General features: G+C 34.6%; 9 protein-coding genes and 1 pseudogene. 7 read left to right on the top strand and 3 right to left on the bottom strand.

Features of this window, described 5'->3' with window-relative positions:
• The first annotated feature begins 191 nt into the window (after positions 1–191).
• The 3 genes from BAA9072_RS10635 to BAA9072_RS10625 all read left to right on the top strand — a co-directional run bounded on the left by BAA9072_RS10635 (position 192) and on the right by BAA9072_RS10625 (position 2,442).
• On the top strand, positions 192–440 hold the full coding sequence (locus BAA9072_RS10635; protein WP_201714654.1) for a DUF2247 family protein: 249 nt from the start codon (positions 192–194) through the stop codon (positions 438–440).
• A 796-nt stretch (positions 441–1,236) separates the two neighbouring features.
• Positions 1,237–1,974: a polymorphic toxin-type HINT domain-containing protein gene (locus BAA9072_RS24215; protein WP_230980824.1), complete on the top strand. Its 738-nt coding sequence runs from the start codon at positions 1,237–1,239 to the stop codon at positions 1,972–1,974.
• Positions 1,975–1,986: 12 nt separating this feature from the next.
• Positions 1,987–2,442 (top strand): SMI1/KNR4 family protein, encoded by a 456-nt coding sequence (locus BAA9072_RS10625; protein WP_201714653.1) that lies wholly within the window; start codon positions 1,987–1,989, stop codon positions 2,440–2,442.
• Positions 2,443–2,789: 347 nt separating this feature from the next.
• Here the strand turns inward: BAA9072_RS10625 and BAA9072_RS10620 are convergent.
• Positions 2,790–3,433 (bottom strand): annotated as a pseudogene (locus tag BAA9072_RS10620) (IS110 family RNA-guided transposase); the annotation flags it as partial.
• 147 nt (positions 3,434–3,580) lie between these two features.
• Between BAA9072_RS10620 and BAA9072_RS10615 the strand changes: the two are divergent.
• Positions 3,581–4,165 (top strand): hypothetical protein, encoded by a 585-nt coding sequence (locus tag BAA9072_RS10615; protein ID WP_201714652.1) that lies wholly within the window; start codon positions 3,581–3,583, stop codon positions 4,163–4,165.
• A gap of 922 nt (positions 4,166–5,087) precedes the next feature.
• Here BAA9072_RS10615 and BAA9072_RS10610 read toward each other — a convergent pair.
• Positions 5,088–5,465, bottom strand: a complete 378-nt coding sequence (locus tag BAA9072_RS10610) for a hypothetical protein (protein WP_201714651.1) — start codon at positions 5,463–5,465, stop codon at positions 5,088–5,090.
• 200 nt (positions 5,466–5,665) lie between these two features.
• Positions 5,666–6,562, bottom strand: coding sequence for a hypothetical protein (locus BAA9072_RS10605; RefSeq protein ID WP_201714650.1), 897 nt, complete (start codon positions 6,560–6,562; stop codon positions 5,666–5,668).
• 1,034 nt (positions 6,563–7,596) lie between these two features.
• Here BAA9072_RS10605 and BAA9072_RS10600 point away from each other — a divergent pair.
• The 3 genes from BAA9072_RS10600 to BAA9072_RS10590 all read left to right on the top strand — a co-directional run bounded on the left by BAA9072_RS10600 (position 7,597) and on the right by BAA9072_RS10590 (position 12,300).
• Positions 7,597–8,289, top strand: coding sequence for an ABC transporter ATP-binding protein (locus BAA9072_RS10600; protein ID WP_201714649.1), 693 nt, complete (start codon positions 7,597–7,599; stop codon positions 8,287–8,289).
• Positions 8,290–8,336: 47 nt separating this feature from the next.
• Positions 8,337–11,498 carry an ABC transporter permease gene (locus BAA9072_RS10595; RefSeq protein ID WP_230980823.1) on the top strand — a complete coding sequence of 1,054 codons (3,162 nt, stop codon included), beginning with the start codon at positions 8,337–8,339 and terminating at the stop codon, positions 11,496–11,498.
• A gap of 394 nt (positions 11,499–11,892) precedes the next feature.
• Positions 11,893–12,300, top strand: a complete 408-nt coding sequence (locus BAA9072_RS10590; protein ID WP_201714647.1) for a hypothetical protein — start codon at positions 11,893–11,895, stop codon at positions 12,298–12,300.
• The last annotated feature ends 43 nt before the right edge of the window (positions 12,301–12,343 follow it).

Genomic DNA, 12,343 nt, shown 5'->3' with positions numbered 1-12,343 from the left:
CAAAATATCATAGTCAAAATTACCAAGAATTCTGCACTACAGAAGAACTATTTTTAAATGCTAAAGTCGATGGGCATAAACTAATTGAAATTTGGCACGAGTTAAAAATTAACTATATATTTTAGTTTTCTGAATATCCCCCTTCGAAAATTGAGATCTTGAGAAATACCTAAGTAGAAAGAAGGGATGAAATGGATTCTTTTAAATTGATAGAAAATTGGATTAAAACCTATTGCGATGGTGAATGGGAGCATAGTAATCCAATTAACCAGGGACCCTTTCCCAAATCACCATTAAAGAAGGGGCAAATTGAGCAAATATATGCCGACTTTGAGTACCCTGAAAGCATTTCTAAACTTGTTAGGTACATGCCTATGGATGGTCCTGATTATGGGAGTTTAGAGTTAACTGAAAAGCGTTTGTATAAATATTGGGAATAATACTTAGATGAGAAAAGAAAAATATTTTCAATATACTCTAATGAGTATCCGGATCCAATGAACATATTTTTGGAGAAATCTGATTAAGGGTTAAAGGATTGAAAAAATAGTTAAAGGGAGGATTCCGTTATTGGGGTCTTCCTTATATACCCAAACGTTATAGATTTTATAAGAAAGTTTTATAATGAATTCCTTATGAATAGAGACAAAAAACCATTCTAATTTATTGAATTTAATTCCATATGTCAAAAGGATGTATTCTTAATCTATTTAGAAGTAATGTTTTCTATACTTCTTGTTCTCAAAGATAGAGATTACATCAATAAGAAAATCAAAAAGATTGATTTTTAAATTTTACCACATAACTAGATAAGAGGTTTCTTGAACTAAACTTTATAATTTAATTCAAGAAAAATTAATCCTTCAAGAATCGTTAATAAAAGTTACAGTGAGACGACAGGTAGCATGATTCGAACCTATGACTATGAACATAACGGCACTGGGACCCTTTCCAAAATAGTGGCTGCAAAAAGTATGGAAAGCAACGAAGAAGTATTCCAAAAAAGGGTACAACTACTACATTGGAAACGACATTAAAACGCTCAGAAGTAAAAAATCTAAATGGTACCATAAAGCCGGTGCCACAGCTTCGATTGCCAGTAACTTTATTCCAGGTGCTGGGCAAGCGAAATGGGCTGTAAAGGCGGCTAAAACGGGTATTAAATACGGAAAAAAGGCGAAAAAAACCAAGAAGTTCACCGCTTCATCTTTGAAGAAATCTAGGTCGAAAAGAAATGTGAATGCCAGCAAGAACTGTAACTGTTTCACTTTAGGTACTAAGGTTAAAACCATCGACGGTGAAAAGCCTATTGAAGAAATACAGGTAGGAGACCAAGTTCTTGCCAAAGATGAAAATACAGGTGATCAAGATTACAAAGAAGTCGAATGGTTATATGAAAGAGAAGTAGATGAAATATACGAATTGACCATCGACGGTGAGAAAATAGAAACCACTGATGAACATCCGTTTTGGGTTGACGGAGAAGGTTGGGTTAAGGCTAAGGATTTAAGGACAGGAGATCAGTTAGTCACTGATAATAATTTAACCCTACCCATTACTAATATCAAAATTATAAAGAAGCATGTGACTGTTTACAACTTCAAGGTTAAAGACTATCATTCATATTATGTAAGCAATATTGGAATCTGGACACATAACTCTTGCAAATGGTCACCTAAGAAATCAGGAGGTAAGAAAGTATACCAAAGAAATTATATCGATTGGAACAAAAAAGATGCTAGAGGTAGAACGAATTCTCAAAGGGCCCAAAAAGGATTAGCTCCTTTAGGTAAAGATGGAAAGCCAATAAACCTCCATCATATTGGACAAAAAGAAAAAGGCTCTATAGTAGAAGTAACCGCAAGTATTCACCAAAAATACAGTAAAGTCCTACACAAAAGAAAAGGTAGAAGTGAAATCGATAGGAAATCATTTAATAAATGGAGAAAAGAGTATTGGAAAAATAGAAAATAAGGAGGACTTAAGATGAAATCGATATTTAAAGCGTTTGAGTTGATAGAGGAATATGAAGATGATTGCGACTTACTAGGAACTGTGAGTGAAGAAGAAGTAAGGAAAGCTGAAAACCGTTTAGGACTAGTTTTTCCAGATTCATTTAGATTATTTGTTCTTAAATATGGATTAGGCGATATTTTTAGTGAAGAAATTTATGGTGTAGGGATTGAGCCGAGTGGAATACCGAGCACAATTTGGATTACAGAATTACTAAGAAAAGAAATGGAACTAGCAAGTAATCTCTTGGTTATCTACAATCTAGGATATAATAACCAGTATTATGCAATTGATTGTGATGAAGGGGATAGCCATGGTGAAGTATACTCATTCGTCGAAGGAATTCCATATGAAAAACAAGAATTAAAACTAGAGTTCGATTCTTTTGCAGATTTCCTTCTGAATCTTTTAGAGGAAAATACTAATTAATAACTCTGAATGATAATGAAAATTACACCTAATATTAACAAAATTCTTATTGAATAATTTATGAGGTCTGCCTCCACTATTTCTAATGTGGAGGTGGGCTCTTTTTGGATAAGAAAACCTTTATAATTATAAGATATTTATAATAAAGCATTAGTCAAAGGAGCCTTGGCGTATTTCATTATTCCACACGTTGTCCAACAATCCCTTTATTCCATTAAACCAGATTTGGTTTGCATAAATTTAGTATAGCATGAGATATTTTAAGTTTTTATTGAAAATGTTGACAAACTATTACTTCCGAATTTCGATGTTTGGAAAGTTTCGGGCTGTCTGGTTATACTTTTAAACTAGGCTAGATCTTGGAAAGCCGATTTGTTTTTTAAAAGTGCATAAATCCAATGTAAGAGTTTATTAGCACATGCTATCACTGCTACTTTAAAGGGTTTTCCTTCTTCGCGTTTCTTATCGTAAAACTTTCGTAATCGCTTGTTGCGGGGAATAATTTCATCTGTCGTTTTCTGCTTGCGACAATCTCGAATGGCACATTTAACGGCCATATACAGGGCCTGTCTTAGTCTGCTAGAACCTCGTTTGGTAATTCGATTTAAAGTGCCTTTGAATGTACCAGATTCAAAGATACTCGGATCGATTCCGGCAAATGCTACTAGTTTCTTAGGATGATTAAACCGATCAATTTCCCCAATCTCTGAAATAATCATGGCAGCGATTTTTTCACCGATTCCAGGGATGGAACGGATAATCTTACACTCTTCAATATGCTTTGCCAAAGCATCTATCTCGTCTTCAAGCGTGGATAGATGTTTTTTGTATTCAAGAAGCATGTTAATATACATATGCAAATTTAAAGAAAGGCTATGATATAAGGCTTTCTGAAATGGTTTTGAGCTGCGGCAGCCATTAGTTTTTCTGCCTGACTATTTGCCCATTGTTGGGAACGACTTTTACAGAACTCTTTTATTTTGTTAGCGATGAAAAGGGTGTCAGTATAAGGACACTCACTTTTATTCAAGTAAAGGGCCATTTAATGGAAGAAGAGTATTGCTCTAAGTTAGAAATTTTGAAATAATTGGTAGTGATGTAATTCTTTTTTTTACCTATAAAAATAGTAGGAGGAAACATGAAAAACACACTAAATATTATATTGGGATTGGGTTTATTAGGAGCATTACTTTATGGAGTTTTTAAAACATTAGGTTGGCTGTATAGTCATATCTTAGCAGTTGATCCCAGGATATCTGCAGCATTGATTACTGGATTAATAGCAATTATTGCAACATCTTTAACAATAACAATCCCCAAATACTTAGAAAAGAAGATGGAGATTGAGGAACATTTAAGAGAGAAAAAATCTGAAACTTACAAGGAATTAGTTGAACTTCTTTTCAAAGTTCTAATGGGAAGTAAAACAGGTAATTCTTTAACTGAAAAAGAGTTAATTCAGTCTATGTCTAAATTTACAGAGAACTTAATTCTATGGGGCTCTGAAGATGTTATTAAATCCTATAAATCATATAGAGACTACTTTATAAATCGAACATCTGGTCAAGAGTTATCTCTGGAGTCAATTCAAATAATGGAAAATTTGTTGTTGTCAATAAGGAGAGATATGGGCCATAAGAATAAAAACCTGGAAAAAGGTGATATCTTGTCTCTGTTTATTAATGACTTAGATAAAGTTCTAGAACGGTTAAAAGTAAGTTAGTGAATAAATGGTAATATATAACATAATGAAAACAAACAGCAAATTCTAATTTTTTCAAATTATGGGGGTAATTTGAAGGCTAGCTAATTGATCTCCGGCTATTGGCCACCTTCAATTAATAGGGCAGATTAATTGAATATGAAAATGAACATTGAAATTTTTTACTATTCGTCTACACAAATACGCAAAATTAAATAAGTAAGAGGGAGGAATTTATGAAAACATTTCTGCTATATTTGTATCCTTATTAACAATTTTCTCTTTGGTAGGTTGCGGAAATAATGAGACAGAAGAAATAAAAAAGGAACAAGTTGAAGAAATTGCTCTGGAGGAGTTGGAGAAACACTTAGCTGAATTCAATGAAGAGAGCAATGAGGATTTACCTATTGAGGATTTAGAATTGATATCTATTGAGACACATTTGGAGCAACACTTCAAAAGCCTGGGAAGTGACCCTTAACTTGAAGGATGGCTTAACTAACCCTGGGAAAGCTACAAGTTCGATTTCTGATTATTCATTACTCTAAGGGAGAAATTAAGGTCAAGTCAAACTCGTTTACGTTCATTCGAAATTAAAGTTTGTAAAACGTTGTTTCATTATAAGGGACTTTTATTTCAACTGCGTACAGATTATGTCAGTTATCGTATTTTACTTTTAGGCGATACCGATACACTGAGCAGGTGTTTACGTGTCCTTTCCTGCAAGAGTATTTGCATAAGTTTTAACACCCTCATTCACTGGAGTATGTGAGCCCGTCTTTCTGTTGTGAATGAGGGTGCGAATTCTAATGTGAATTAATGTAAAACAAATACGAGACTGTTTTATCAACAAAAAGTTTGTACTCTAATCTAAAAACGAAACCGTTAATAAGATTGATTAATTTTAGATGAATCTATAGTATAAACTAACAAAATGTCTGGATTAATCTAAAGGAATCTTTTCTTTAAATTGTTTGCCATTTTCATCTTCCCATTGGACGTTTAGAGTAATATCCTTGGCGAATTTTTCGATATTATTATTTGATGCCTCACGAGTACCTCCACCTCGGGGTATCTTAATTTCTTTGCCCTCTGAGGTTCCGTTTCCTTCACCGGACGGATATGATAAATAATATTTTACTGAAGGAGGAGAATATTCTTTTTTAAATTTGAGATTACCACCAATAAAATACTTTTCTTTATCCCCAGAATTAGAAAATGTTACCTCGATATTAGAAGCCCATGAGGCTGACTCTCCGCTCAATGAATATTTTTCATCCTTTTCATTTTGACAACCGGAAACCATCAGTGCAACTAACAATAAAATTACAAACCATAGTTTTCTAATAGGACCACTCCTTTGTTTAAGGCTAAAAAATAAGGTAACTATAAGTAGCTCCCTTCTAACTTAATTAGCCTTCTATGTTGCTATAAAGATATGCTAACATAATATCTTGTTATAAATAACCATCAGAAGTTTCATTTCATTGATGCGTTTTTAGTTTTTAGTAGTCCTGTATTTTATGGAGATGGTACACTTGCACTAGTCATTTTAATTTCAGTTCTTACGTCATTGTAAATACGTGTTTGATATTGATAAAAATCAGCTTGAGCATAGCCTACCTGTGTATGAATAGAGCTATTTTCATCTGTATATCCACAAGAGGCTGGAATACCATAATCATAGCTTCGATTATAACTTTGCCAAGAACTTATCGTGCCAACAGTGTAGTAGTCATCCCAACTACCTGTACGCCATTGACAAATTGCAGCACCTTCAGCATCTTTAATAGCATAATTTGTTGAAGCTCTCTCCCAATGAAACTCTACATATTCAAGACTAACGGTAGTACCGCTCCGATCATACTCTACATATACATATTGTCTAATATCTCCTCCAAAGCGAGTATCAGCTCCTTCTTTACCTTCTGTAAAAGCGTATGCTTTCTTACCAACAAAAAATTCTTTTACCTTGGTAAAGAGATTTTTGTCACTTTTGTTATGGAATGAAGTTATGTAATTATCCTCATTTTCGAAATTACCTTTACTATTAAACTTTAACTTCGTTTTTCCATCTTTAATTTCTAACCCATCACTCTTCATTTCAAAACTTAACCCTACCAAAGATGCGTAAGTGTTTTTTCCATTTCTTTTCAACTTCATCGTTGCAGCATGGGGGTTACTTATTTTTTTTGTCTTATTATTAATTTCAATGACTAGGTTAGCATCACTTGGTAAAGCAGCATCGGTTTTTCCTGCCTTCATCATTTTCTTTAATTTTTTTACATTTTCTTTACGTTCCATTTTTAAGACTTTGTTTTCTTGAGCTTTTGCTGATACTTCATTAGGTTTTTCTACTTTAAATGAAAGACCCACTAATAAGCTCAAACATATGAATAGTTGTAATACTTTTTTCAAAAATATTACCTCCTTGTTAAGATTTGTAATAACTGTAACATTAAACTTTGAAGTGGTTTAACCCTTTTACTATGAGTGATAATATGTTAATGAGGAGAGTTTTTCGGGTGTAAATACCTATCAATGTCGATGGTTTTTGTGGTATAAAGTCACACGCATATGATAAATAAATGATTTAATTAAGAATTGATACACGAAGAGAGAAGGAAAAAATGTATTTCGCGAATATTATATATAATCCTCCATATCACTACAATTAATATAAAGAACAACACACAATTCAATAAGCAAAATGATATTATAGACTTTTTGATCATGAGATATTTTAGAAGTTAAAAGGAAGTGGTAAAAAAATTAAATGAAACACTTTCAAAGGAAATGAGCGAAAAAACAAAAAATGTACTAAATATACTGCAACAATCAAATTATGATTCATTAGGAATTGGAAGAAGGTAAATCCCTTTTCACCCTGTGGTTTGAAAGCGAATTAACTGGGAAAAAGAGTATCCAAACAAACCCATACATTCTACAGTGAAAATTGAGATCACCGGAACAGGTATCATTAGATGATAATTGAGGAGTAGAATTAGTTTTCCATAAAGTATGTATTCGAAAAAGAAAGTGAAATTGTCACAATAACACATACAGGGGAAGATTCAGAGTGTGTGTGGAATTTTACTGATGCTCTAAGGAAGGAACAGGAAAAGGAAAAGGTGATCACTTTTATTACTCATCTATTAAAGGGGGCGATAGCTTAAAATCAGCAAGCTGGTCCTAAGCTTTCCTTATTCAGTTAAACGGGCAGGTTAACGGAATAATAAATACAATTTAAATTAACAACTCAGGTCATTTAAAGATCTGGGTTTTTCATTGTTTAAAGGTACGCTATATATTTTTTCAATTTGAGTTCCGAGTAGATGCCTTATTTCCTTAAAGTGCCAAAATATAATACTTTCCTGATTTTGTACAACAAACTTGGAATATTTTGTTATAATTTAATTAGACAGAATAAACAGAAAAAAAGGGTGGTTATTATGGATTTTTCAATTGCCTGTAATTCAATTTCGAAAGAATTTAAAGGGGATGATGTTAGTACGCTTGCTCTAAATGATATTAATGTGGAGTTTCAAAAAGGAGAATTTGTCTCTATTGTAGGAACTTCTGGTTCTGGAAAATCAACATTATTAAGCCTACTTGGTACCCTCGACGCTCCTTCTAAGGGGGAAATACTATATATGGGGGAGAATATTAAGGATTTAAAAGCAAATCAATTAGCTGACTTTCGATTTGAAAACATTGGATTTATTTTTCAGCAGTTTCACTTACTTCCTACTTTAACTTCATTAGAAAACGTGATGGCCCCTCTGTTTTCAAGGAAAGTCCAATATGACAAGAAGCAAAAAGCTGAGGAAGTATTAGAAAAAGTCGGGTTAAAAGATAAATTGAACTCTTTGCCCTCTCAATTATCAGGGGGACAACAACAGCGGGTTGCTATCGCAAGAGCAATTATCCATGAACCCCATTGGTTATTGGCAGATGAACCTACCGGAAATCTCGATAGTGACACAGGAGAATTGATATTTGAACTTCTTTCTTCTCTTAACAGAGAAAAGGGATGCGGAGTTATTTTCGTTACGCATGATCCCGTTTTAGCGAAGAAAGCTGGTCGAATCATTGAAATGAAGGATGGATGTATCCTTTCAGATAAGGCAAGTATATTTGGATGATTCGATTTATTTGGAATAACTGGTGGAGGAATAAGGGTAGGTTCATTTTGCTTTTAGTTGGTGCTCTTATCGTAAGTACCGGTTTAAGCTACCTCGTCGGAGTCACACAGTCTAATAGTGGCACTATTGTTGACGAACTTCAGAACAGATGGAAATCTTCTTATCATATTGTGGTTCGACCTCCTGATACAAGAAGTGTTACAGAAGACTTGAATCTCCTTGAACCTAATTATCAGAGTGGATTATCGGGAGGAATTTCACTTGAACAATATAATCAGATAAAGGAAATGAGTGATATCGATATTGCTGCTCCTATTGCTATGATAGGATTTGTAAATAACGACATGGTCGTAAACAAGGTTGCAGTGCGTGAACCTGGTGTGTATAGACTAAATATTAAAGACGAGTCCAATACTGGGGCGGGGATAGATACCGAAAACGGATCATTATACTTTACGGTTGGAGGATGGGAACCGGACGGTGTGGGTAGAGAGTACGGTACGATAAGATATAATGGCGAGTTGCCTTTATCTTATGGATCTGAAGTCATGCTTGCTGGTATCGATCCTGATGCTGAAAGTAAATTGGTGGGTTTATCTGATGCAATGGTCGAGGATTCACACAGTGAATACTTTGATAATAACGATAAATCCGAAAAAGTTAAAATTGATACAGATATTACCGAAACAGCAATACCAGTTATCATAAGTAATAAGGAGTTTGTTGAGAGCAAGCGCACATTTACAATTTCAAAACTTGACCTGCCATTTTCATCAGATGAACAAGCATCAACAATGGAAAAAGTAAAAGAAAATGGTGGAGAAGCCTACTTGGAAAAACAAGAAGGAACGAAAGTAGATTCATTCACGTATACCACCAAGGAGGTCCATAAAAATTTAATTAATGAGATATTATCACCAAGCGAAAACCAAATGGACATTGACCTTCAAAAAATTATAGGATTTAAGGCATCCCCAGTCGAATATAAACCGGTTACCAGCCCTTTCTCCGAACGATGGCCATTTGCTTATGAAGTTAAACCTTACTCAATACCAGAGGATGTTTCCATTGCGGAAACGGAAGCTTACCGTCCAGTAACGATGTTTGGAGATGAATTTAAAGATTTTCCTAGAGTGAAGTTAAATATTAAGGGTGTATTTAATCCAGGAAAATTGAATTTATCAAAGGATCCATTAACAGAATTGCCTATGGAAACGTATTTTCCATCCAAATCCAATTGGGTGTTGGATAAAAATGAAAATCCTGTTAATCCACCAAAGGAAATGAAACCACTAAATAATCCTTATGGTTTTCTAACGAAACCACCACTCATGTTAACAACATTAGACGCAGCTGCTGATGTTATGGGGGAAAAACCCATTTCATCTATCCGCATTAAAGTGAAAGGGGTAGATCAACTAAATGATGCAAGTGAAAAACGTTTAAATGAAGTAGCAAGTGCAATAGAAAGTCAAACAGGTCTCATTACAGATGTGACCCTCGGATCTTCTCCGCAGCCGGCGTTAACTCATATTCCAGGATTAAAGGGGAAGGAATCGTTGGGATGGGTAGAGCAGCCATGGATTAAACTGGGCTCATCCATGTCTATCTTTAAAGAAGCAAAAGTAGGACTAAGTGGAGTTATCGCAAGTGTTATTCTTGTGGCCATTGTGTATGTATTCTCGTCAAACCTCATTATGATGTTTACTCGTCAAAAAGAATTTGCTGTATTATTGTCAATTGGTTGGAGACCTAACCAATTATCGAAACTTTTGTTCCTTGAAGCGACCTTACTGGGGGTATTTGTATCTCTCATTAGTTGGACTATATTAGGGTACTTCTATTTCACAAGTGAAATCACTACATCACTCACAAGGTTTTTCCTAATTGGTTTATTCGGTTTATTGATTTACCTAATCGGCACAATCATTCCTGCATATCTTGTAAGGAAAATAAAACCGTATGAAACCATGAAATCAGGAGAAATCGCTCATTCAGGGAAAAGGTGGATTCCTTCGAGGACGATATGGTCCATGAGTTTTAATTCTTTCATAAGTAAATGGAAAAGAAGTATCTTATCGGTTATCTCCATCGCTCTGCCAACCAGTCTGTTTGTTGTCTACCTATTTATCACCTTCAGACTAAAAGGTGTTATGTATGCAACATGGCTGGGGGAATATGTTGCCATGGAAGTTAGTTCACTGCATTATATCGCTATGGGAGTGGCTCTGTTGATAGCCATTTTAACAACCACGGAAATCATATGGCAAAATGTTTCTGAAAGGCAGCCTGAAATAGCCCTTTTGAAATCAATTGGCTGGCATAATCGGATTATTAGACACCTTGTTTTACTCGAAGGGGCATTCAGCGGGTTATTTGCCGGAATCATCGGTGTTTTATTGGCTTTTGTATTTGTATGGAAAACCTATGACCAACTTCCAACAGACCAACTTCCTTTCTTTCTAGTTTCAATTGTTATACCAGTTGTTACCGGAATGATTGGTGCGCTGTTCCCAGCACATAGAGCAGTGAAAACTTTACCCTACCAAGCTTTAGGTGGTTCTGCTGAACATTCAAAAAAGACGGAGAAGCGATTAAAAGTTGCATTAGGTACTTTAGGGATTGGTTTATTCATAGGTCTGCTTTCAATACTAGGGCATGCTGTTCCTGAAGTGAAAAAAGCAACGAGCGACATAGAAGAGCCTCAAAATATAGAGGGCACTGATGGGGAAACGACAGAAGTGTTTAAAACGGCCACTCGGAATGAGAAAGATTCTAAAAAAAATCCTATACAAAATTCATTACAAAAGAAAATGGAATCTGCGTGGAAAGTAATTGAAATTGATGAAGAGTTAAATGAACTTGTTACTCTTTCTTATACGTTAGGGGAGAGCAAAGAGGAATCTAATGCATCAACGGAAGAAATAAAAGTTAATTCTAAAATGATATATCCTGAAGGGTCAGCTAATGATGGCAGTATTCTAGCTAAGTTGAATGGTTACACATTACTAGATGAAGAAGGGTATGAATATCAACCAGTCGAAACTATAGTAACCCAGAAAAAGGAATGGAATGGTGTCTACTTAAAGCCTGGGGGAGAGATTAACTTTTCATTGATATTTGATATACCAAAAAATAAAGAAAAGCTGATACTTCAGGGAGTTCATTCATTCCTACCTGGAAATTTATTAGTCGAAATTAAAAAATAGCAACCTTCATTTCTCTACGAAAGTTGTGGTTGCTAAACAAGTAGCATTTCTTTGTTCAATGGTCTGGATTTTGAAATAAACCACAAATTTTGTTTCATTCGATATATCTTCTTTTATTGGGCTTTTAATTCTTATTATTAGTTAGATATATCATTAAATAATCGTGATGTACCACTACAAATAGTTATTTGATAAAAGGGGGCAAAAACTGAGGGTGATCCGGCTATTGCCCTTCTTCAATTATAGGGCAGGTTAATGGAATATGACGGTAGGTAGAAATTGATATTCATTACCCTTAAAAAACATCAATTTGATTAATTAAAGAAGAGAAAATGTATAGTGATTGCACAAATACATATTCTAAATTGTAATGTTCAATATTGGAGGTAACCCAATGAGGCAATTTAGAGTTTTCATTTGTCTTCTTCTACTAATGTCATTTGGATGCACGGTATTTGCATCAGAAAGAGGGACCATAATTGTTTATAAGGGTGAAAGCGAGAATTGGTCAATCATTTCAAACGTTTATATTGTTGGAAATGAGGTTGAATATGAATATACAGTAAAATACAAAGGGGAAAACATTGATTCCATCGGCAGAGTAACATATCGCCTTGATTCAATTGCAGGTTCCTTAGGAGGTACTTCTGAATTAGATGCTGCTTCTAACAATTCGAGACCTGGCAAAATAATTGGTCGGAGCGGTGGAGGTAATCTTGATTTAGTAAGCAAAGCCACTACAATTATTGCCAGAGTAGAATGGAACAACACCCTGGAGATTTTTGAGCTGAAAAAGCAATAAATATTGGTTGTTCCATTAAAGGGGGCTATAGCTGAAGATCAAT

It is taken from the genome of Rossellomorea arthrocnemi (assembly GCF_904424705.1).
Taxonomy (GTDB): domain Bacteria; phylum Bacillota; class Bacilli; order Bacillales; family Bacillaceae_B; genus Rossellomorea; species Rossellomorea arthrocnemi.
This window is presented reverse-complemented; position numbering and strand designations above follow the sequence as displayed.